The organism is Bradyrhizobium sp. URHC0002 (assembly GCF_054059515.1).
Window position 1 is genome coordinate 3,668,902 of sequence record NZ_JBSSCF010000001.1, and the last position, 21,148, is coordinate 3,690,049.

26 protein-coding genes are annotated in these 21,148 nt (G+C 60.2%); 15 read left to right on the forward strand and 11 right to left on the reverse strand.

Features of this window, described 5'->3' with window-relative positions:
* Nucleotides 1–27: 27 nt before the first annotated feature.
* On the reverse strand, nucleotides 28–489 hold the full coding sequence (locus tag ACVWVY_RS17745) for an ester cyclase (RefSeq protein WP_456627585.1): 462 nt from the start codon (nucleotides 487–489) through the stop codon (nucleotides 28–30).
* A gap of 128 nt (nucleotides 490–617) precedes the next feature.
* On the opposite strand from ACVWVY_RS17745, the gene ACVWVY_RS17750 reads away from it, so the two are divergent.
* Complete coding sequence (locus ACVWVY_RS17750) at nucleotides 618–1,112, forward strand: MarR family winged helix-turn-helix transcriptional regulator (RefSeq protein WP_456627586.1); 495 nt, start codon at nucleotides 618–620, stop codon at nucleotides 1,110–1,112.
* Between the two features lie 439 nt (nucleotides 1,113–1,551).
* Here the strand turns inward: ACVWVY_RS17750 and ACVWVY_RS17755 are convergent, their stop codons facing one another.
* The 3 genes from ACVWVY_RS17755 to ACVWVY_RS17765 form a co-directional block, all read right to left on the reverse strand.
* Nucleotides 1,552–1,740 (reverse strand): hypothetical protein, encoded by a 189-nt coding sequence (locus tag ACVWVY_RS17755; protein WP_456627587.1) that lies wholly within the window; start codon nucleotides 1,738–1,740, stop codon nucleotides 1,552–1,554.
* A 175-nt stretch (nucleotides 1,741–1,915) separates the two neighbouring features.
* Nucleotides 1,916–2,182, reverse strand: coding sequence for a hypothetical protein (locus tag ACVWVY_RS17760; RefSeq protein WP_456627588.1), 267 nt, complete (start codon nucleotides 2,180–2,182; stop codon nucleotides 1,916–1,918).
* Between the two features lie 20 nt (nucleotides 2,183–2,202).
* Entirely contained in the window at nucleotides 2,203–2,490 is a 288-nt protein-coding gene (locus ACVWVY_RS17765) for a hypothetical protein (protein WP_456627589.1), read from the reverse strand.
* A 15-nt stretch (nucleotides 2,491–2,505) separates the two neighbouring features.
* On the opposite strand from ACVWVY_RS17765, the gene ACVWVY_RS17770 reads away from it, so the two are divergent.
* Nucleotides 2,506–2,844 (forward strand): hypothetical protein, encoded by a 339-nt coding sequence (locus tag ACVWVY_RS17770; RefSeq protein WP_456627590.1) that lies wholly within the window; start codon nucleotides 2,506–2,508, stop codon nucleotides 2,842–2,844.
* A 153-nt stretch (nucleotides 2,845–2,997) separates the two neighbouring features.
* Here the strand turns inward: ACVWVY_RS17770 and ACVWVY_RS17775 are convergent, their stop codons facing one another.
* Nucleotides 2,998–3,201, reverse strand: coding sequence for a PRC-barrel domain-containing protein (locus ACVWVY_RS17775; protein WP_456627591.1), 204 nt, complete (start codon nucleotides 3,199–3,201; stop codon nucleotides 2,998–3,000).
* Nucleotides 3,202–3,372: 171 nt separating this feature from the next.
* Between ACVWVY_RS17775 and ACVWVY_RS17780 the strand changes: the two genes are divergently transcribed.
* Entirely contained in the window at nucleotides 3,373–3,642 is a 270-nt protein-coding gene (locus tag ACVWVY_RS17780) for a hypothetical protein (protein WP_456627592.1), read from the forward strand.
* A 171-nt stretch (nucleotides 3,643–3,813) separates the two neighbouring features.
* On the opposite strand, the gene ACVWVY_RS17785 is transcribed toward ACVWVY_RS17780, so the two are convergent.
* Entirely contained in the window at nucleotides 3,814–4,314 is a 501-nt protein-coding gene (locus ACVWVY_RS17785; protein WP_456627593.1) for a hypothetical protein, read from the reverse strand.
* Nucleotides 4,315–5,122: 808 nt separating this feature from the next.
* On the opposite strand from ACVWVY_RS17785, the gene ACVWVY_RS17790 reads away from it, so the two are divergent.
* Nucleotides 5,123–5,395 carry a hypothetical protein gene (locus tag ACVWVY_RS17790; protein WP_456627594.1) on the forward strand — a complete coding sequence of 91 codons (273 nt, stop codon included), beginning with the start codon at nucleotides 5,123–5,125 and terminating at the stop codon, nucleotides 5,393–5,395.
* 53 nt (nucleotides 5,396–5,448) lie between these two features.
* On the opposite strand, the gene ACVWVY_RS17795 is transcribed toward ACVWVY_RS17790, so the two are convergent.
* The 4 genes from ACVWVY_RS17795 to ACVWVY_RS17810 form a co-directional block, all read right to left on the reverse strand.
* Nucleotides 5,449–6,069: a response regulator transcription factor gene (locus ACVWVY_RS17795; RefSeq protein WP_456632237.1), complete on the reverse strand. Its 621-nt coding sequence runs from the start codon at nucleotides 6,067–6,069 to the stop codon at nucleotides 5,449–5,451.
* 349 nt (nucleotides 6,070–6,418) lie between these two features.
* On the reverse strand, nucleotides 6,419–7,021 hold the full coding sequence (locus ACVWVY_RS17800; RefSeq protein WP_456627595.1) for a PepSY domain-containing protein: 603 nt from the start codon (nucleotides 7,019–7,021) through the stop codon (nucleotides 6,419–6,421).
* A gap of 42 nt (nucleotides 7,022–7,063) precedes the next feature.
* Nucleotides 7,064–7,618 carry a hypothetical protein gene (locus tag ACVWVY_RS17805; protein WP_456627596.1) on the reverse strand — a complete coding sequence of 185 codons (555 nt, stop codon included), beginning with the start codon at nucleotides 7,616–7,618 and terminating at the stop codon, nucleotides 7,064–7,066.
* A 326-nt stretch (nucleotides 7,619–7,944) separates the two neighbouring features.
* On the reverse strand, nucleotides 7,945–8,154 hold the full coding sequence (locus tag ACVWVY_RS17810) for a hypothetical protein (RefSeq protein WP_456627597.1): 210 nt from the start codon (nucleotides 8,152–8,154) through the stop codon (nucleotides 7,945–7,947).
* 120 nt (nucleotides 8,155–8,274) lie between these two features.
* Between ACVWVY_RS17810 and ACVWVY_RS17815 the strand changes: the two genes are divergently transcribed.
* The 3 genes from ACVWVY_RS17815 to ACVWVY_RS17825 are packed head-to-tail and all read left to right on the forward strand — an operon-like array spanning nucleotide 8,275 to nucleotide 9,717.
* Nucleotides 8,275–8,619, forward strand: coding sequence for a hypothetical protein (locus tag ACVWVY_RS17815; protein ID WP_456627598.1), 345 nt, complete (start codon nucleotides 8,275–8,277; stop codon nucleotides 8,617–8,619).
* 4 nt (nucleotides 8,620–8,623) lie between these two features.
* Nucleotides 8,624–9,061, forward strand: a complete 438-nt coding sequence (locus ACVWVY_RS17820; protein WP_456627599.1) for a hypothetical protein — start codon at nucleotides 8,624–8,626, stop codon at nucleotides 9,059–9,061.
* Nucleotides 9,062–9,072: 11 nt separating this feature from the next.
* Nucleotides 9,073–9,717 (forward strand): TetR/AcrR family transcriptional regulator, encoded by a 645-nt coding sequence (locus ACVWVY_RS17825; protein WP_456627600.1) that lies wholly within the window; start codon nucleotides 9,073–9,075, stop codon nucleotides 9,715–9,717.
* A 19-nt stretch (nucleotides 9,718–9,736) separates the two neighbouring features.
* Here ACVWVY_RS17825 and ACVWVY_RS17830 read toward each other — a convergent pair whose 3' ends face one another.
* Complete coding sequence (locus tag ACVWVY_RS17830) at nucleotides 9,737–10,399, reverse strand: TetR/AcrR family transcriptional regulator (protein WP_456627601.1); 663 nt, start codon at nucleotides 10,397–10,399, stop codon at nucleotides 9,737–9,739.
* A 136-nt stretch (nucleotides 10,400–10,535) separates the two neighbouring features.
* Here ACVWVY_RS17830 and ACVWVY_RS17835 point away from each other — a divergent pair, with 136 nt between their 5' ends.
* The 8 genes from ACVWVY_RS17835 (at nucleotide 10,536) to ACVWVY_RS17870 (ending at nucleotide 20,588) form a co-directional block, all read left to right on the forward strand.
* Nucleotides 10,536–11,462: a sensor histidine kinase gene (locus tag ACVWVY_RS17835; protein WP_456627602.1), complete on the forward strand. Its 927-nt coding sequence runs from the start codon at nucleotides 10,536–10,538 to the stop codon at nucleotides 11,460–11,462.
* A complete protein-coding gene (locus tag ACVWVY_RS17840; RefSeq protein ID WP_456627603.1) occupies nucleotides 11,459–12,589 on the forward strand; it encodes an efflux RND transporter periplasmic adaptor subunit in 1,131 nt (376 codons plus the stop codon). The genes ACVWVY_RS17835 and ACVWVY_RS17840 overlap by 4 nt, the downstream gene beginning before the upstream one ends.
* On the forward strand, nucleotides 12,586–13,662 hold the full coding sequence (locus ACVWVY_RS17845) for an efflux RND transporter periplasmic adaptor subunit (RefSeq protein WP_456627604.1): 1,077 nt from the start codon (nucleotides 12,586–12,588) through the stop codon (nucleotides 13,660–13,662). Before ACVWVY_RS17840 ends, ACVWVY_RS17845 begins: the two co-directional genes overlap by 4 nt.
* A complete protein-coding gene (locus ACVWVY_RS17850; RefSeq protein WP_456627605.1) occupies nucleotides 13,659–16,811 on the forward strand; it encodes an efflux RND transporter permease subunit in 3,153 nt (1,050 codons plus the stop codon). Before ACVWVY_RS17845 ends, ACVWVY_RS17850 begins: the two co-directional genes overlap by 4 nt.
* Before the next feature lie 13 nt (nucleotides 16,812–16,824).
* On the forward strand, nucleotides 16,825–17,340 hold the full coding sequence (locus ACVWVY_RS17855) for a hypothetical protein (RefSeq protein WP_456627606.1): 516 nt from the start codon (nucleotides 16,825–16,827) through the stop codon (nucleotides 17,338–17,340).
* Nucleotides 17,341–17,735: 395 nt separating this feature from the next.
* Nucleotides 17,736–18,887 carry a DUF3734 domain-containing protein gene (locus ACVWVY_RS17860; protein WP_456627607.1) on the forward strand — a complete coding sequence of 384 codons (1,152 nt, stop codon included), beginning with the start codon at nucleotides 17,736–17,738 and terminating at the stop codon, nucleotides 18,885–18,887.
* 35 nt (nucleotides 18,888–18,922) lie between these two features.
* Nucleotides 18,923–19,714 carry an acetoacetate decarboxylase gene (locus ACVWVY_RS17865; protein ID WP_456627608.1) on the forward strand — a complete coding sequence of 264 codons (792 nt, stop codon included), beginning with the start codon at nucleotides 18,923–18,925 and terminating at the stop codon, nucleotides 19,712–19,714.
* Nucleotides 19,715–19,799: 85 nt separating this feature from the next.
* Nucleotides 19,800–20,588: a 3-hydroxybutyrate dehydrogenase gene (locus ACVWVY_RS17870; protein ID WP_456627609.1), complete on the forward strand. Its 789-nt coding sequence runs from the start codon at nucleotides 19,800–19,802 to the stop codon at nucleotides 20,586–20,588.
* Nucleotides 20,589–21,148: the final 560 nt, after the last annotated feature.

A 21,148-nucleotide genomic window follows, 5' to 3' on the forward strand; every position in this document is an offset into this window, starting at 1 on the left:
GATGCTACTTTCTCGTGTCGGAGGTGATCAAGCCGCGCGTTGTGCGCGAGTTGCCTTGAGGAATGCTTGCACCGCATCCGTCGACACGCCCGACTGGGCGCAGATGGCCGCCAGATCGACCATGAAGTACTCACTGGCGATCATCCGATCCTTAAAGGTAAAGCGGAGAAAGGCTGGTATTTCGACACGCTTACCGTTCGGCTGCAGACCATACGCGCCCTGGGCCATGGTCATCCGCACCGTGCCCCAGCAGACCAGATTGGCCTCGTCGGCGACGTAGCCATCGAGCGCGATCGAGTAGTCCGGGAAGTCATTGAAGAAGCGCTTCAATACCTCCGAATTCTGCTCCCTGCCTTTCGCTCGCGTCCCCCAGGCCGGGGACGTAAGCACCATGTCGTCGTGCATGAATTGCATTGCATCCGCGACATTTTGTCGACCCTTGGCTTCACCTAGGCCGGCTGCCAACCGGAACATCTCACTCGCGCTCATGACCAACTCCATCAAATACGGTTGGATAGATATGTGCGGCACGCACATATAAGTCAAGTTTGAAATTTGTGCGTGACGCACATATGTTTGGCTGCATGACAAAGAGAGCCGCAAATCTGCTAGGAGCCTTGGCGCTGGCGATTATCGATCGGGTCGAGGTGGCCGCACGCGAGGTCCTTGACCATGGCGGAGAAACGCCGGCTGCCTTGGTTGTCATTGGCTACGGGGCTGGGCTTTCCAATGACACTTTAAGGCGCATTCTCGGCTTGTCACATCCGGGAGCGGTGCGGCTGGTCGATAAACTCGTTGCTGAAGGTCTGGTCGAGCGGGGCTCGGGTCGCGACGCTCGTCAAGTTGCATTGCACCTGACAAGGCGTGGGAAGCAATACCGCTCCCAGCTATTGGCAACTCGCCTGAGCACCATTGAACGGGTGCTTGGCTCCCTTGATCAATCCGAGCAACAAGCGCTCACGGATCTACTGCACAAGGTGCTTGCGCGGATGGACACCAACGAGATGCAGAGGTTTACGATATGTCGCATGTGCGATGATCGAGTGTGCGACGACTGTCCGCTTCCCACATCGAAGCCGACCGGAAGTCAGCCATCTGGGCTCAAAGGGTAGATTGCGAACGAAGAAGCCTTTAGGAAACGAGCTCCTCCGTTGTTCGAACAGTAGGTTTCAGTCTAAGAAGGTCGAAAATGCTTTGTATATTTAGAGGGATTGACTGACACTCTCTCCGCCATTTGCGCAATTCTCCACGCCGCTGATCGATGCGCTGAGGACCCATCCTCGGTCAAGTCTCCACCCACTAAGGGTAAATGAATCAGCGATCTCCTTCGGTTTTAACAGTCGAGTTTTTCAACACAATCGGCGCAAAGCGATCGCGGTGCTGGTGGCCTGTCGGCCATATCGCTCGGTCACCGCTGCAGCTACGAACTTTCCTTGATCCAGAAGGCCCGACAGCGGGAGGCGGTTTTATCTCGGACTTCGTCATAGGGATTCTTGGCGGACAAACGTCTGTATGCGGTTATCGGAAAAACATTGGACAGCGCAGCCACGGCTAATCTATTGAAATCATAGGCGTTCTTCTTTTGCTCTTGCTCCACTTCAGCAACATCGCATCATCGAGCTCACCCATCGTCGCGGCGATCTTCTGCAGGCTGACGGCGGCATTGTGGTAGCGATGATCGTGCTCCGCCTCTAATGCGCGCGCTTTCGCCGTCAGTCGGAACATCTCGGCGCGGTGCAAACCTTAGCCCGCTGGGGATTTCAGGGCCCGGCCTAGGAATACCAACACCGCCGAGCATCCGCTCCGGCGGTGTTGTACCTGGCCGCCTCAGTTGGCAGCCTCGTTCATTTCGGCGCGGAAGCGGGAAGGCCGATTGAGGCAGGCAACAGAACCAATGTCCGGCGACGTAGGTTTTTCATGCTTCCTCCTCCCCGGCAGCGGCGGCCAGTGCGCGGAAGTCGCCCGCTGTCAGTTGGCGGTGGGCCAGCCGAGACCCATTGGTCAGCACGAAGTCATCGCCAAATAGCTTGAAGGTGCCTCCCTTGGCAAAGGCGATGAACGGCTCCGCCGCCTCGCGCAGGCGCAGCGCGGCCACGATCTGGTCGCGCTGCTTGCTGGTGAAGGCCACATGAATTTCGCCGTCCTTGTCGGGTATCCGTTCTTCGAGATAGTCGGCGATCATCGCCGCGGATGGCCACATTGTCATTGCGCTTGCCCCCGCTTTGGCACGGTCGGCATGTACTGGCGCAGCTCCGCATCGTCGCACCCGTCCAGTGCGTCCTTGACCTGCTGGTAGAGCATCGTGGTGTCGCTGCCGTTTTCGTCGAGGTAGGTCAGGGTCGCTTGAAGCGCGGCAGCCATCTTGCCATTGCGTTGAATGGACAGCCGCAACTGCGCGGCGATCTTGGCGTCGATGATGGCAAAGCGCAGCAACTCACGCAGCCGCTCGATCTCGGCGAGCAACCGTTCGTTCTCGTCGTCTTGGTTCATGGTCGGTTCTGACAGATGATGCTGATGCGTTACCTGAACACCCGCATCCAAGTCTTGTTATTGCGCGCCAATTCTTTGGGTTTTCGCGCCAAAAACCTCCGAAAGACCTTGCCGATGACAAGGAAAGGCGTGGTCGAGCGCGGCGGGATGTGCTCGACGATCCGCGCAGGAGGAAACTCAAGAGGGACAGGCTGTGATCTAGTTCACATCTTGGACCCCAAGATAAATGATAGCTTGGAGATGATGGTGCAGATCAACTCGAACAACGAGGTTGGATCATGCCCGCCATATTCGACCTCCTCTACCGCGAATACTGCCGTGCCCGCCTCGCCGAAATGCGGAAACAACTTCTGATCTCGCCTGAGAGGCATGAGGTCCCAGAAGCGATTTGCGATGCAAAGGATGCTGTCGACGCTAGTCCGGATAGCGACGTGAGCGGCGGTGGGACCGACGCGCTGGATCGTCTCGGTCGTACCTAAGCCGCTCGCCGCAGCCTAAAATCCGATTTCAGTCCGGCTGCATGAGTTTGATGGTGCAGATAGGCCACTTCCCATCGTGGCCTCTGATAGAAATTCGCAGTCCGTTCATTTCGTCTAGCCAAACGCTCTCGACCGTCCCGGCCTTTCCGTCGGAGAGGATCACGGCCTTGCCGACAAGCTCTGTCTGGGCTTGCTCGAACTCGCCAAGGATCGTGCATGCGCGTTCCTTCACGGCTGGCCCGCGCGAGGGTCCAGCGCGGGTTGAACCAAAGTGGACTTCGACGTCAAGTTCCGCCGCCGTTGATCTACGTCAAGGTCAAGCAACTGCTGGCGCTCAGGTTAGGTTCAGTCGCACTTTGTGGCGGCTCCAGTCATGTTCGCAAGTGCGATGAGGAGGATCACCATGCGCCAGCGAAAGGGTCTCTCAATCAAGTCAGTGACAGTTACCGGGATTGCAGCCAGCATCGTATTGGGGCTAGCGGGAGCCGCTCTCACTCCGGCACCCGCCGAGGCGGTAATTTACTGCACGTATGTTGGCTATCCGACAGGTTGCGTCGCAAGGGCCGGTGTCGTGCTTAGGCCTCGTCCGGTAGCGCGTGCTGCGGTCCGAGGCGCAACGGCGGGCCCAGGCAATTGGAACGGGGGCGTCAATCGCGTTGGAGTGCGGCGGTAAAGACTTGATCACGGTGCGCCGTAGGATAGCTCACTTCCGCTTTCGGAGGCATAGCTGACCGTGCCCGGACTTTGCCGCTGGCCAACCCCGTCGCGATGACCCCAACCGGATCCTGGCCTAATCTCTGCCGAACGCGGATGCCGCGGGGCTCTTGCGGGCCTCACGCATGCGCTACGCGGTTCGGGATGAACCCTGCATGACACGCTTGACTACCATGGCCGCGATGCCCGCGAGCACGGCCTTTGCCTGCGGGGACGCAAGTATGTCGATGATCGGGTTCGACGGTTGCGCTTGCTCTTGAGGCTGGGCTTCGCCACTGACGAGGATATCCCGGAGCTGACCGGGCTTCCCATGCAGATCGGTGAGCACCTCGCCCAGTTCCTTCGGTTCGGGCGCCACTTGTCCCGGTAGCGCCACGCCGCGCGCCGCGGCTCGCTGCTGCAGCACCTTCATGAACGCCGCCCGCTCTTCCGGCGAGAGCTTGCCTAACGCTTCTATCGCTGCCTGCGCGTACTGGTCAGGCGGCACGGCGTGTGAAACATCACCATACCGATTGAGAACCTCTTGATCGGAATAACCCTCCGACGGATCTCCTTGTTCGTATCGATCGACGAAATCCCGGTACTCTTTCTGGCGTTGCCCACCGCCAATTAACTCGTCAAGGATACCCATCTACAGCTCCCTCATCAGCGTTGCGCACAAGATACAGGCGAAGAGTGCAGTCGCTCCGACAGTTACTTGGTACCTCCAAGGTAAACCCGGGCCGAGAGTATTGACCTAGATCAAAGGGCGACCCCGACGTGACCGTGTTGGCCTCAACGAAAAACCCGGCGAGCATGCCGGGCGATCGAAAGTATGGTTACGTGATGAAGTGCGAGGATTGTAGATCAGGTGCGGGCTTGGCGTTGGTTCGCTTTGTCACACTGAGGCCACCGTAAGACTACGGTCGCCTCGACCGCGACGGACACGGCTTCGAGCACAGGCGAACCGATAAGCGGGACGACATCGCGTCATCGCGTCACGCATCGACCCTCGACCACGGCCGCCATCACTTCGGGCAGCATCACACGCGAACAGCGGTGCCGTTAACATCCGCTTAACCGATTGCGGGGACCATCGGTCCCGTCCTCGCCAACCACGGGACACTGCACTGCAACGAGAGCCGTCACCGTTCTGCGCCCCCCGCATCCGGTGAAGGCTTCTTGCCGTCCCGACATGAGATGGGCGGCACGGCACGCATCGAACCCAGAGCCAGCACGGGAAACGGCTCGCACCGTCACCACATCACCGACCCTTGTGCGTCGCGCGCGGGCGCAACACCACGCGGCCGGAGCTTGATCCAGATCAAGCAAGAACGGCGGTGGAGCGAAAATCTGTCCGACGGGTGCTCGGTGTCGCGCGTTGGCGCGGCAGCCGCTCGAGCCAGCGGACGTTCGGCAGTCTAAATCGTCGCGCTCATCAGGCGATGGGAGAGAGGCATATGAACGAAGACTTTGAGCAGTTCTTGGCGACAATTATCGAACAGTGCCTCGCCGAGCATCACATGCAGCCGCCGCTCGTCGTCCGCACCACGGGTGACAACGGCAGCGTGCTGGTGGCAGGCATCAACGAAGGTGCGGAGCTTGTCGTATTGACCCAGCACTGCGAGAACGAGACGTTCACTCTGCCCATAAAAGTCACGATCGCCAGCAAAAACACTAGGACCGCGCACCTCGTCATCGAGCGTGACGGCAATATCGGTCGGTTTCACTGATCATCGAAGTTAGAAAGGGATTTCCGCGCACGCCATTGGGTCGCTGGTGTGGCTCACACCGCCGAATGGCCCAGCCGCTCGGCGATCAGGACCAGTTCGGCCAACGACCGTGCGCCCATTTTCTCCATGACCCTGTGTCGATGCGCCTTGATCGTCCGTACGGTCGAGCCCAGTTCAAACGCAATCTGCTTGTTGATCTTGCCTCGGATCACTAAGTCGAAAACCTGTCGTTCACGCGGGGTCAACGCAGCAACACGAGCGCCGATGAGGTTCAGCTCGCTCTGGAGCTTTCTTGAAACATCATGCCGAGCTAGCGCGCGTTCAATTGCCGCGAGCAGTACTTCAGATGTTATCGGTTTGATCAGAAAATCTTCCGCACCGGCCTTGATCGTATGTACGACGCTTTTGATATCTTCGTAGGCGGAAACAAACACGACTGGGAGCGTCGAACCGGCTTCGTGAAGCCGGGCTTGTAGCTCCGGGCCGTTTGGTCCAGGTATGCTGACACCGGGTATGCTGACATCGACGAGAAGGCAGCCAAGTCGGCTATCGCCGCGTTGATGATCAAAGAATTGTTCGGCAGACGAATATATCTGCACCTCATATCCGGCCAGCTCCAGTCGCTGTCGAGCAGCGGTGTGGAACGAAACGTCGTCGTCGACGATGTGAACCACTTCGGGCAACAGTACCCCCTGTGACACGCGATGCTGTGACCTTACGGGGGTCCGTAACCTCCGTACACGCATACAATCATTCATCAGTCTACGGAGGTTCTTGCCAGCGGTCGGTTCGAAACCGCACATTGAAATTGCAATTCTGTACGCGTGAGCCATGTTTTTGGCATGTCATTTTGGCGTGAGCGCTTTTGGCACTTTCCGGACATGGCTAATCTGGCGGGCGATGTCCGCTTCTGAGTGAAAGGAAGACATCGCTGTTATTCAATTTGCGACCGGCCGCTCCTGGCGTAGGGCGGTCGTTCTTCTAATCAAATTTCTGGTGCGATTTTGTCGTTTGACTGCACGGTTAGTGGCGAGTTGCCCCTTGCTTACCGACCCTGGGCGGTTCGAGCATGACCTCCTTCAAGCGATCACCACTGGCGATGACGACCACGAAGTTGAGTTTGCCATCCTGCTTCAACAGACCTCCCGCAAGAGCAACTCCCTCGGCAGCTTTCTCGGCTATACGTACGGCGTCCAACAGCTCTAGCTCAACTGACTCCAGAGCAATGATGTTGCCCAGATCCTCTCGGTTGAGCTCCCTCAGCGATGACGAAATTTCCTTTTCCGTAACGCCTCCGGTGTTCGCGTCTATGACATTCTCCCAGATCCGCTCATTTTTTACCGTCCGCACTCGATAAACCGGCGGACCGGATATCTCCAAGCTAATGTCGGCGGCCCTTGAACCGTCATGTAAATGCTCGGTGATCGCTACCGCCTCACTGAGTGGTATTTTTATAGTGCGAAGTTGCTCGAGCAAGCGACGGTTCATTGCCTCCTCGGCCTCGCGCTGAGCGGCTACGCCCGAATTTACGGCGTTCAAAATTGTATGGGTGACATCGGCTATCGCGCCCGTATTAGCAAGCGTGGCGAACCAGATGATAATCGCTAATAATCGCTTCTTGGACATGAGGTAGATCCTGTGACGCTTGGTCAAGATTGACCGGTGGGTTTACTGGGGTGTGTCGAAATTCCGATGCCGAGCGGATCGCTGCCGCTTCTCGGACCGGGTCTGAACGAAACTCGACGGTGATTCCGACGGGAGGCCGAACTGCTTCCTGCGTGGGCCGGCTTGATCGGAAGCTCTCGGAATTAATTCCGCCAACGTTTCACGGACACGGGGCGAGATTGCGAGGGTCACGTCACTCGCATCGGCTTGCTCGGACAATAACGTGGGAGGTTGTCGGACAGCATCGGCCACGTCAGAACTGGGCGGTGGCGACGGGGCCACGGAAAACTCCTTGCCCGGGAGCGCAGGCAGGAAGTCGGGCTGGCTGGTATCGATGACAACTGCTTCCGGTTCCTTCAGATCGGAGCTGATCCGGATCAGTGGCCGCGTAAAATGCGATTCGATGAGCTTGCTTGGCGGAGGCGCGGGTAGCAGGGAATCGGCTGCAAACAGCAGCGCGAGCAACACCCCGCCGACCCACAGAAAATAATCCCGCAGCGGAAGTTGAGAATCGACTGAGCCGCGCGCACGCGTAAACAGAACGGATCTTTTGCTCACAGCGCCCGGCTCCCGCGCTGAAGTTCCTTCGGGGCGATCGGGGACCGCTCGTTGGCTGTTTGGCCTGATATGTGTGGCATGTTGCTTCCGTTTCGATTTCAGGCGTCGAGATGGCGGCGCTTATCCCGCCAATCGCACGGACTGTGGTTCATGGATTTCGGGTCAATCGCGAATGCGCCATCAGGCGGCGCGCTATTCGGTCGGGTAAAGCTGTACGCCTCTGCGCACGAGCTCCGACTCAATCAAGTTGAACGCGCACTCAACGGGGACGAGCCAGACGTTGACCGAGTAGATAATGCAATCGCGAAGGAGGAGGAGGGCTGGCGTCACGAAGCGGCCCTCCGTCGCTGGGCTTGCCGCTCGATCGGCAGCGCCTCTCGATCGACGAACGCGTGCAGCCCGGCAAGCAAGGATATCACAACGCCCAGCAGCAAGCTCAGGCCTACGAGAGCCAGAGCCACGACCAGATTCAGGGATGCGACCGCAAGCCCCGGCCACGGATTTTCCTTTGCGAGTGACCACAAAAGTGTTGACATTCTCAACCTCCGAAATACACTAAACCGTATAGTTCATATACATCCCGAGCCACGGGATGTGTCAAGAGCGAAGACTCACAAGCTCGTGTTCAGACGGTTTGAAGGGCAGGGAATCGGAGCGTGACGCTACGTTTCCCGTTCGAACGCGCGAAGCCTCAGCAGGGGAAAGGATTCTGTATGTTCAAATACACATTAGTCGTCATGCTGGCGGCTTTGTTAGGCAATGGGACTGCCATTGCGCAGGAGAACCGCGGCACTGCCGAGCAGAGGGCCGCATGTGCGCCAGACGCTTTCCGGCTGTGCCTTGGCTACATCCCCGATGCCACCAATGTGGAGGCCTGTCTCAGGCAAAGAAAATCAGATCTGAGTGATGCTTGCAGAGCCGTCTTCGATCACGCGGCGGAAGCTGCTTCGGTCAGGACAGTAGGATCGTCCCGCTATCGCGGCGCGAGAGATGAGGAATGATCGCATGAACACGATATATGCTCCCGCTTTCGCAGCTTTCGGGGGCTCGGCCTTCGGCGCGATCTCCACGATCGTAACGGGCTGGCTCACTCGGCGCCGCAGGCTTCGCGAGCGTCACTATGCCCGGTCGATTTCCAAGCGCGAGCGGCTCTATCGAAGCTTCATCGAGGAGGCCTCCCGAGTCTACGCCGACGCGCTCGTCAGCGACAAATCCGAGATTCCGCAATTGGTCAATCTGTATGCGCTCATGGGGCGGATGAGGATTCTGTCCAGCGATCAAGTGGTTCAAGCCGCGGAACAGGCAGGTCGCCTGATAATCGAAACCTACCTGTCACCAAACCGCGAATTTGGCGATCTGCCTGAATTTCTGGAGGAAATGGATCCCTTGCGTGGCTTCGGAGAAGCCTGCCGACGCGAATTGCATTCGATTCCATCTAGCTGAGGTCGAAAGCGATGCAGGAGCGCACCGGATCGTCGTGCATTCGTCAGCGGATCGTACAAGCCGCGATCCGATTGCACCGCAAAATTGGGTTCAGGAAGACCACCGTCGCCGATATCGCTCGCGGAACGTCGATGTCGCCCGCCAACGTCTACCGCTTCTTCGCTTCAAAGCAGGCGATCGAAGAGGCGGTCGTGGCGGATTTGCTCGAACAGGTCTCCGCGGCCGCAACGCTTGCGGCTCTCTTGAGCGGCTCGGTTCTGGAGCGTCTAACGGCCGCTTTGAGCGCAATCTCGCATCTGCACGAACACCGGCTGGAGAACGACAGCAAATTACACGAATTGGTCGCTGCGGCGGTAAGCGAGAACTGGCCAGTCGCGCTGTCTTACGCAGACCGGATCCGGGGGCTTGTGCGCACGATCATTGCTGGCGGACAGGCGAGCGGCGAACTGCGACCGGGAAGTCCGATGGCGATGACTTGTTGCCTGCTTGAAGCAATGGACGGATATCTCAATCCGTCGCGGATCAACGCGGCTACCGTTCGGCCCGCGTTTGGCGAGATGATGGATTTCTGCACAGGGGCCCTGCATCACTTACCGTGGGGGCAGTCGATCGACCTGGCCGCCGACTTACGTCCCAAAGCCGTGGTGCAAGGATAACGGGCGGGGTGTGACTGATTCACTGCCTCCAGTCTGCCTCGCAAGCCGCAAGAAAGAAATTGACCCGTTCGTGCAGGAACGTCGGCAGCTCTTTTTTGAGATCCTTCAGGTCCTCACCCATCAGAGATCTCATAAGCATTGGAAGCAGGATGAGATCCATGAACATCTGCGCGGTCGCTACGCTCCGCTTTGCGCTAAAAGGTCCTTTAGGTGAGCGCGCGACCCTCTGCGTTGCCTCGTTCAAGAGCTGCGATACTGCCCCAGCCGCACGGTCGCGCGCCGCGTCGTGAACATTTCGGCTCAACTCGGGAAATCGCCGCGCCTCGGCGATCGTCGCGCGCGTGAGGTCCAACGTGTCCTCGACGAATCTCTCCACGATCTCGATGCCGAGATTGGTGAGCTTTTCCTGGATGGTGCGGCCTGCCGGCGTAAACCCCTCGAAATCTGTCAATCCGTTGATGGTCCGGGCCACCACGGCCACGAACAGTGCCTCCTTGCCGGGGAAATGAGCATAGATGGTCGGTTTGCTCGCAGGGGCCAACTCGGAGATGTCGTCAATGCTGGCACTCCGAAACCCTTTCTCGAGAAAGAGCTGCTGGGCTGCATCGAGAATCCGCGCCTGGACGTCGCCGGCAAGGTCCTTGGGCGGTCTGCCGCGTTTCGGGCTTTTGTTCTTCGCCATCACGATCTCCTAATCACGAGTTTGTAGATCCCGCTTGACATGCATGGAAAGAAAATGCAAGAAAAAGAAAATATACGGTTTAGTGTAAATAGACCGCAGACGGCTTTGATTGCTGGGACTGCGACAGCTCATCCAGATGACCGGCTGGCCGCCACATGCGTTCGGCCGCCGCTCATCCGGACAACCAGAGGAGATCACCGTGAGTGTGTGCAGGCCGGACACGCCAATCGTGGAGCAGGGCATTCTGCTGCGCGAATTGAATTACCGGATCGATAGTGGACTCGCCTCGGCGATCAACCTGGTCTCGGCGGCGGCCGTCCGGGTTGAGGGGGCGGAGGCCAAGCGCGCCTTAAGCGACGTGGTCGAACTGTTGCGTGGTCATTCCGATGTGCAACAGGCGTTCGCAATGCCCAGGGGCAAGGCGCTGATCGATGCCGCGACATATATCCGCTTGATGGGCAGCGCCATGCGCCGTTCGTTGCTGGATCGAATGAATATCCAGCTGGCAATCGCCACCGAATCTCTTCCGCTCCAGCCCGAGCGATGCCGGCGGCTCGGATTGATCGTCCACGGGCTCGTAGCCGACGCCGCGAAACATGCGTGCTTCGACGCGCGGACCGGAGAAATCAGGATCAAACTGTCACGAATTGGCGCGGTGGTGAATTGCGTCGTCCTGGATAATGGGTCGCGGTCGGCACGGGGCGCTGCGGGGCGCGGACTTCGGATCAGCAATGACCTTGCCAAGGGTCTCGCCGGCCGGGTTGAGCACGGCTTCGGCGCAGATTTCACATCCGTCGTTCTCTCGTTTCCGCTGTCAGCGCGCGAGCGGCAGGCGAACGGTGCGATCGCGAAGCGTCGCATCATGCGGTCGCCCCGCCGCTCGAGAGTCATCCCATCCGATGCCTCGACGCTTGGAGCAAGCTCTCCGGACCGGGACAGCCGCCCCGTTGCAATTCGACCAGATCCGAATCCGCCTCGGGGAGCCCAACCGGCCGTTGCCCGATCAGCGGCGGATGTGCTGGGCGAGTTGTTGTCACCTGGTCACCGCATGGAAGTGTCATGAAACAGAATACGGACCAAACTGAAATCGTTGGAACTGCCCGCAAAGGCAAGCTGACGGGGGCCGGCGTCCTGTCGGCCGCGCTCGTCGCAATCGCGCTGAGTGGCTGCAAAGATCGCGCCGCTGCTCCCGTCACGCACGCCGCGATCGTGCGCACGGAGATCGTGCAGCCGCGGGACCGACAAGCCTTCGTCACCCTGACCGGCGAAATCCAGGCCCGTTTTCGCGCCGACCTCTCGTTCCGCGTCAGCGGACGTGTGCTTGCACGCTATGTCGACGTTGGTGCCCGTGTCCAGGCTGGCGACGTCCTGGCTCTGCTCGATACGGCCGAGCAGCAGGCCGACGTCGATGCCGCGTCCGCAGCAGTGCTGGCCGTAGAATCTCAGCTGCGCGTGGCCAAGGTAACCTTCGAACGGCAGAAGGCGCTGATCGCAAGCGGTTTCACCACGCGGACGGTCTACGATCAGGCCCAGGAAGGATTGCGAACCGCAGAAGGTGCGCTTGAAGCAGCAACAGCGGAGCTCGGAACGTCGAAAGACGCCCTTGGCTATACCGCGCTACGCGCAGAAGCGGCAGGCGTGGTCACCGCGCGCAATTTGGAAGTCGGCCAGGTCGTACAGGCCGCGCAGCCCGTTTTCTCGCTGGCGCAGGACGGGGAACGCGATGCCGTGTTTGACATCTACGAATCCCTCTTGTTTGGCGATCTCGATGACAGCCGCGTATCGCTGGCGCTCGTATCCGACACAGGCGTGACGGCGATCGGTCATGTCAGGGAAGTCTCGCCTGCGATTGACGCGAAGAGCGCGACCATCCGCGTCAAGGTTGCCATCCATGATCCATCGGCCGCGATGACGCTTGGAAGCGCCGTTGCAGGAACCGTCAAAGCGAGCGCCCAGCAGCAGATCGCATTGCCCTGGAGTGCATTGGCGGCGGCGGGATCGAAGCCTGCGGTTTGGACCGTCGATCCGGAGACAAAAACGGCCGCGCTCAAGCCGGTGACGATTGCCGGTTATGAAGCCCGTGAAGTGCTGATCAAGGCAGGCCTCGAGCCAGGTGAGCGCGTCGTTATCGATGGCGGCAAGCTGCTGAGCGTTGGCCAGGCCGTGACATATGAGGGAGACCCGTCATGAAGAGGCGCGCCATGATTGCAGCCGGCACGTTTGCGTCGACGCTGCTACTCGCTGGATGCCAGCAGGAGACGAAAGCACCGGAGCCCGGGCGACCCGTGCTGTCGATGGTCCTTGAGCCGAGCCGCACAGACGGCATCGTCGCCGTTGGCCTTGTTGAGCCGCAGTACAAGACCAATCTCGCGTTCCGCGTCTTGGGACGTCTGACCGCGCGTCCAGTCTCCGTCGGCGACCTCGTCAGCGAGGGACAGACGGTCGGCACGATCGACCTCACGGCCCTTGAGCTCGCTGTACGCGCGGCCAAGGCTGAACTTACGAAGGCCGAGGCGCAGCTGGCGACTGCAACGGCGACGGAGCAGCGGCAGCGAACCCTCATCACAACCGATGCCACCACAAAGCAGACACTAGACAATGCCGAGCAGGCGCGAGCCGGCGCCGCTGCGTCGGTGGCGCACGCACAGGCCAACTTGATCAAGGCGATGGAGCAACGGAGCTATGCACAGATCAAGGCCGATTTCGCCGGCGTCGTCACCGCGGTGGGCGCAGAAGTCGGACAGGTGGTCTCTCCAGGCCAAAATGTCGTGACAGTTGCGAGGCCCGACATCAGGGAGGCGGTGGTCGATATCGGGGAGGATTTCCCGGTGCCGCTTGAAATTGACTTGCCATTCACAGTCGGCTTGCAGCTGCTCCCCGCCGTGCAGGTCGAAGGCAGGGTTCGCGAGATCGCCCCGCAGGCGGATCCCGCGACGCGCCTGCGGCGAGTCCGCATCGCCCTGAACGAACCTCCTGAAAGCTTCCGCTTGGGCACGACCGTTACGGCGAAGCTCGGCAAAGCGCAAAGTCCGACATTGCGCGTCCCCGCCTCAGCGGTGCTCGCCAGGGATGGCGCGAATTTCGTCTGGGTCGTCGATCAGCCTGCAAGCACCGTGTCGCTGCACAAGGTCGATCTCGCCGGTGACCGTGCAGGTGCTCGCGTCGCCGAAGGGCTCTATCCCGGTGCGCGCATCGTGACCGCCGGAATCCACAGCCTCAAGCAAGGGCAACAAGTCCGTATCGAACAGGATCAGAAGCCATGAAGTCGTTCAACCTTTCCGACTGGGCGCTCCGCCACCGTTCTCTCGTCTGGTATTTCATGATCGCCTTCATGGCGGCAGGCCTCTTTGCCTACCTTCAGCTTGGTCGTCAGGAAGATCCCGACTTTACCATCAAGACGATGGTGATCCAGGCGCAGTGGCCGGGCGCATCGCCGGAAGAGATGACGCGCCAGGTCACCGACAGGATCGAAAAGAAGCTCGAGGAACTGGAATCCCTCGACTACACCAAGAGCGTGACGGTCGCGGGTCAGACTACCGTATTCGTCTATCTGCGCGATACGACAAAGGCGGCTGACGTCAAGCCGACCTGGGTCCGCGTCCGCAACATGATCGCAGATATCAAGGGCGAATTCCCGCAAGGGGTGATCGGGCCGGGCTTCAACGATCGCTTCGGCGACGTGTTCGGTAACATCTATGCCTTCACCAGCGACGGTTTGACCCAGCGTCAGCTGCGCGACAAGGTCGAGGACGTCCGCGCCAAGGTCTTGACCGTGCCGGATGTGGGTAAGGTCGACATTCTGGGAACGCAGGACGAGGTGATTTACCTCGAATTCTCCACCCGGAAGGTCGCGGCCCTTGGCCTCGACGTCCACTCGATCATGGCCTCCCTGCAGGGGCAAAACGCGGTCGCGCCGTCCGGAGTGTTCCAGGACGGGCCCGAGCGGATCAGCGTGCGGGTGAGCGGCCGGTTCACGTCGGAGGCAAGCCTGAACGCGGTCAATCTCCGTATCAACGACCGCTTCTTTCCGCTAACTGACGTCGCGACCATCACGCGCGGTTATGCCGATCCGGCCAAGACCTTGTTCAGGTACAACGGCCAGCCTGCAATCGGGCTCGCCATCGGCATGAAGTCCGGCGCAAACCTGCTTCACTTCGGCGAGGCGCTGAAGGAGGAAATGTCAAAGGTCATTGCCGACCTGCCGATCGGCGTCGGCGTTCATCTGGTCGCCGATCAGCCGGTCGTCGTCGAGCATGCCGTGTCGGGCTTCACCGAGGCGCTGTTCGAGGCCGTGATCATCGTTCTTGCCATCAGCTTTCTCAGCTTGGGCATGCGCGCCGGGCTTGTCGTCGCGATTGCGATCCCGCTGGTCCTCGCCATCACCTTCGTGGTGATGGCCTATGCCGGCATTTCATTGCAGAGAATTTCGCTTGGTGCATTGATCATTGCGCTGGGCCTTCTGGTCGATGACGCCATGATTGCCGTCGAAATGATGGTGGCCCGGCTGGAGGTCGGAGATCCCCTGGAAAAAGCGGCGACCCACGTCTATACGTCGACCGCTTTCCCCATGCTGACGGGCACGCTGGTCACCGTCGCGGGCTTCATCCCGATTGGGCTGAACAGCAGCAATGCCGGCGAATTTACCTTCACCCTGTTCGTGGTGATTGCGGTCTCCCTGATCGTATCGTGGATCGTCGCGGTTCTGTTCACCCCGCTGCTCGGCGTCACCATTCTGCCCGCAAAGATGAAGGGGCATCACGGGGAGAAGGGCCGGCTGGCGCAGATGTTCGCGCGCCTGCTGCTCGTCTGCATGCATCATCGCTGGATCACCGTCGGGGTGACGGTTGCAGCCTTCTTCGTCGCGTTGTTCGGCATGACTTTCGTGCAGCAGCAGTTCTTTCCCTCGTCGGACCGTGACGAGCTGGTGATCGACTGGAACTTGCCGCAAAATGCCTCGATAGCAGATACCAATGCACAAATGGCGCGCTTCGAGCGCGAACAGCTGCAGGGCAATGGCTCCGTGGAGCATTGGTCGACTTATGTCGGGACCGGCGCGCCGCGGTTCGTACTGTCGTTCGACGTGCAGACGGCCAATGCATGGTTCGGCCAGCAAGTGGTCGTGACCAAGGGCGGCATAAAGGCGCGCGACCTCGTCAAGGCGAAATTCGAGGAATATCTGAGGAAGACGTTTCCGGGCACCGACACCTACGTCAAGTTGCTCGAGGTCGGCCCGCCGGTGGGACGCCCCGTGCAATACCGCGTGAGCGGGCCAGACATCGCGAAGGTCAGGGATCTCTCGCAGCAACTCGCCGGCATCGTCCGGAGCCACTCCGATCTCGGCAACGTCGTGTTCGACTGGATGGAGCCTGCGCGCGTCGTCAAGGTCGACGTTCTCCAGGACAAGGCCCGCCAGCTCGGCGTGACGTCGGAAGACATTGCCACGGCCGTGAACTCGGTGCTCGAGGGCACCCCGATCACACAGGTTCGCGACAGCATCTATCTCGTCAACGTCACAGGACGCGCGACCGCGGTCGATCGCGGCTCGATCGATACGCTCCGGGATCTGCAGTTGAGCGGGCAGGGCGGGCAGTCGGTGCCGCTCGGGGCCGTGGCCAATCTGCGCTATGAGATCGAGCAGCCGACGATCTGGCGGCGCGCCCGGATTCCCACGATCACGCTAAAGGCCGGCATCGCCACGAGCGTCCAGCCGAAGACGATCATGGACGAGTTGGCGCCGAAGGTGGCGGAGTTTAGCAAAACACTGCCGGCGGGTTATTCGGTGGCGATCGGCGGCGCCGTGGAGGAAAGCGCCAAGAGCCAGTCGCCGATCATGGCCGTTGTTCCGCTGATGCTGTTCGTCATGGCCACGGTCCTGATGATTCAGCTGCAGAGCTTCCATCGCCTGTTCCTGGTGTTTGCGGTCGCGCCGCTTGCCGTGATCGGCGTCGTCATGGCCATGCTGCCGAGCGGCGCGCCGCTTGGGTTCGTCGCCATCCTCGGCGTCCTGGCACTGATCGGCATCCTAGTCCGAAACTCGGTGATCCTGATCGTGCAGATCGAGGATCTGAGGAAGGAGGGGCGCCCGGCCTGGGATGCCGTCGTGGAAGCGACCGAGCATCGCATGCGGCCGATCCTGCTGACGGCCGCCGCCGCAAGTCTCGCGCTGATTCCGATCGCGCGCGAGATTTTCTGGGGCCCGATGGCCTACGCGATGATGGGCGGCATCATCGTCGGCACGCTGCTGACGCTCTTGTTCCTGCCGGCGCTCTATGTGGCGTGGTTCCAGATCCACCCTGTTCACGACGATGGCCGGCCAATGCAAGAGGCCGTTGACCCGGCGCACGACACCCATTCGTCGAACCCGCCTCTCGCGCCGGCCGCGCCGGTGCCGGTCCTTGAAACGCAAATCTGAAACGGAGACTACAATGTCCAGAAAGACACTCTTGACGCTGACCGTCAGCGTGATGCTCGCAACGATTTCATTGGCTCCGACTGCGGTGTTTGCGCAATTCCCCGGTCCGCCTCCCCTGGGGCCGGGCGGTCCTCCTCCGATCGCGGCTGGAGGCCCTCCCGCATTCGCCGGTCCACCTTCCATGGGGCTTGGCGGAGCCGCCCATGGCGGCCTCGGCGGTCCGGCTCCCCGGTTCGGCGCCGGCGCCGGTCCTCGCGGCGAACTAGGGGCGCTGGGCGGCGTCCGTGCCGGCCGTCGTGACGGACCCGCGATTGCACGCTCGGTCCAGGCTCGCTCTGCATCGGTCAGCTACGGCCGTTCCGGAAGCTTCAGCCATGGCTATGGCGGGCGGCGATACGGTTATGGTGCGGCCTACGCCCCTGGAGCCTATGCCGGCTATGCCTATGGCAGCTCGAACGACGGCAACTATTCCGATAGCGACTGCTACTACGCCTACAGTCGCCACCGACGCGTTCTGGTTTGCAACTAGCTAAGACGAATTCGGGCAGGGCGGACCTCACCCGACGAACGCTGCATTGGATATCGTAAGTTGGTTTCGCTGGTGCTCGTGACTGAGACCGGTTCGTTCACCGCAGCTGCGCGACGTCGAAGCAGACTTTGGCGTTGCGTCAGCGTGTCGAGCCGGTTGCGAACCGCACGCAACAGCCTTGCGCCTCCGCATTCAATTCCGAGTAGGAGGCCGGCCGCCAAAATCCAACGACAAGGTGGACGCTCAATCACTCGCAGCGTTCGTGAACGTGCTCGCTTGACGAAGCAAATATAAAACTATACGATATAGTTTATTAAATCGGATCGTGAAGCCCGCTGCGACCCGCTTCGGACAGAACGCGGACTTGGGCAATCGTAAGCCAAGAGCACAGAACCATGAACTTTCAGCCCCGACCACACCTCACGGCCGCCGACCGGCGTCCGCCGTTCGATTGCATAGCGTTGCTCTTACAGGGCGGAGGCGCTCTGGGGGCTTACCAGGGAGGCGTCTACGAGGCCTTGGCCGAAGCAAACATCCATCCCGATTGGATTGCCGGCATTTCGATTGGCGCGATTAACGCTGCAATTATCGCGGGCAATCCTCCCAATTCCCGCGTTGACCGGCTCCGCGAGTTTTGGACGCAAGTGACGCTGGACGCGCCGTTCACCGATTTGATGATTAGCGATCACACCCGCAATCTTCTCAATCAAGTGAATGCGAGCTTTGCGGCGGTGTTTGGCGCGAACGGATTCTTTTCTGCGCGGCCACTGGCGCCATGGCTGCAAACTGGCGGAACGCTTGCCGCCACCAGCATCTACGACACGAGCGCGTTAAAGACGACGCTGGAGCGCCTCGTCGATTTCGATCGCATCAACGCCGGCATGACGCGGTTCAGCGCAGGTGCCGTCAATGTGAGGACCGGCAATCTGGTCTATTTCGACACTGCCACCCATACGATTCGGCCCGAGCACATCCTGGCGAGTGGGGCGCTGCCGCCGGGCTTTCCGGCGGTCGAGATCGATGGCGAACACTATTGGGATGGCGGCCTCGTATCCAACACTCCGTTGCAGTGGGTGATCGAGTGTGGCGCCCGTCAAGACACGCTTGTGTTTCAGGTCGATCTCTGGAGCGCGCGCGGCCAAATTCCGCGCAATATGGCCGATGTCGTTACGCGTCAAAAGGAGATTCAATACTCGAGCCGCACGCGAGCGAGCACAGACCAGTTCAAGAGCTTGCACCGGCTGCAGCGGGAGCTTGCGGCTCTCTTGAGCAGGCTGCCAGAAGATCTGCGCGAGCAAGAGGACGTCAGGCTACTCAGGACGGCTGCCTCTCACAACGTGCACAGCCTCGTCCACCTGATCTATCGCGCGCGCGACTACGAAGGCCACTCCAAGGACTACGAGTTTTCCCGCCTCTCGATGCAGGATCATTGGCGCGCCGGTTATCACGATGCATTACGCACCCTTCGTCATCCCGAGGTGTTGGCCCGCCCAACCAGTGCGGACGGTGTCTCCACGTTCGATCTTGAGCAGGATGGTCGCGAATAGGCCAGCTGGTTATTCCCAGTCACAGGAGAATTGAAATGCGTGAAAATGAAGTCGTGAGGCGGGCGTTCGCGATGCCGCTCACCAATCCGGCCTATCCGCCGGGACCGTATCGCTTCGTCAACCGCGAATACCTGATCATCACGTATCGTACCGACCCGGCGAAGCTGCGATCGGTCGTTCCGGCTCCGCTCGAACTTGATGAACGCGGCGCGCTGGTCAAATACGAATTTATCCGCATGCCGGATTCCAACGGCTTTGGCGACTATACCGAGAGCGGCCAGGTCATCCCGGTGTCGTTCCGCGGTCGCAGGGGCGGCTATACCCACTGCATGTTCCTGAACGATGAGGGACCGATCGCGGGCGGCCGGGAGCTCTGGGGCTTTCCGAAAAAGCTCGGCCAGCCGACGTTGCGGACCGAGATCGATACGCTCGTCGGCACTCTGGATTACGGTCCGTTGCGGGTAGCAACTGGCACGATGGGATACAAGCACCGCGAAGCCGATCTGGCGCAAGTCAAGGCCGCTCTCGAGGAGCCGAACTTCCTTCTCAAGATAATTCCGCACGTCGACGGCAGTCCGCGGATCTGCGAGCTTGTCGAATATCACCTTGAGCAACTTGTCTTGAAAGGAGCGTGGACCGGACCCGCGGCACTCGCGCTGGCGCCCCACGCCCTGGCTCCCGTGGCCGATTTGCCGGTTCTCGAGATCGTGTCCGCGATTCACATCCGCGCAGACCTTACCCTGGGGCTGGGCAAGGTCGTTCATGACTATCTGCAACAGCCGGTTCGACGCCCGCTCCGGAGCTACGAGAGAAGCCTGGTCACATGATGGGCGACCGCGATCGGCTGCGCGAGCCCAGAAGCAGCCCAGCGTCCAGCCGCAAGACCGTCACAGATCAACAAGGAAAGGCGAAATGGATATTCTGAAAGGTAAAGTCGCAGTCGTGACCGGCTCGACCAGCGGCATCGGTCTCGCGTATGCGCGGGCATTCGCGGGTGCTGGCGCCAACATCGTGCTGAACGGGATTGGGGCGCCGGCCGATGTCGAAAAAACGCGGAATGCAATCGAGAACGATTTCGGGGTGAAGGCTATCTATTCGCCCGCGAATATGGCCGAGCCAATGGAAATCGCCAACATGATCTCGTTTGCCGAGAGAACGTTTGGCAGCGTGGACGTGCTGGTCAACAATGCAGGCATCCAGCATGTCTCGCCAATCGAGGAGTTTCCGGTCGAAAAGTGGGACGCGGTCATCGCAATCAACCTCTCCTCCGCATTCCATGCGATCCGTGCCGTTACTCCTGGCATGAAGCAACGAGGCTGGGGCCGTATCCTCACCACGGCCTCGACGCATTCGCAGGTCGCGTCCCCCTTCAAGTCGGCCTACGTCGCGGCCAAGCATGGCATCGTGGGACTCACCAAGACGGTGGCGCTGGAGCTCGCCCGGTCGAAGAGCACCTGCAACTGCATCAGCCCCGGCTACGTCTGGACGCCGCTGGTGGAAAAGCAGATCCCGAACACGATGAAGGCGCGCAACATGAGGAGGGATCAGGTGATCAACGACGTCCTGCTCGCGGCCCAGCCAACGAAGGAATTCGTCACGGCCGAGCAGGTGGCTTCGCTGGCGCTGTTCCTGTGCAGCCAAGACGCCGCGCAAATTACCGGCGCCAACCTCTCAATCGACGGCGGCTGGACGGCCGAGTAGAGCCGCCGAAATGCGCATGTTGAAATGCGCGGTGAAAGGAGATGGTCGACGAACAGCTACGATAGATACAACAATGCCCGACACCTACAACTGCTGCCTAACTGAACATCAACCAATCCTCTGGAGAGAACATCATGAACAAGCGACTGATCGCGAATGTCATTGGCTGTGCCTGCCTTATGCTGGCGACGGCAGCCGAAGCCCGAACCTCTTACGACGGTCCCTGGAATCTCGTCTTCGTCACGCAACACGGAAGCTGCGATCCGACCTACAATTTCTCAGTGAACATAAGCGACGGCGTTGTAACGCATCCCAATATAGTGAAGTTTAGCGGGCATGTCGGAAGATCAGGCGCGGTTCGCGCGTCGGTGACGGTCCACGACAAATACGCATCAGGTTCGGGAAAGTTGACGCGAGACTCAGGCGGCGGGACCTGGATCGGCCACGCAGAAGGTGGGCGCTGCTCGGGATATTGGACCGCGCAACGAAGCAACTAGGACGCCTGTGTCGGCAATAAGCGTCGCGGCGTCTAGTGGGATTGGATAGATCAGAGTCGCGCC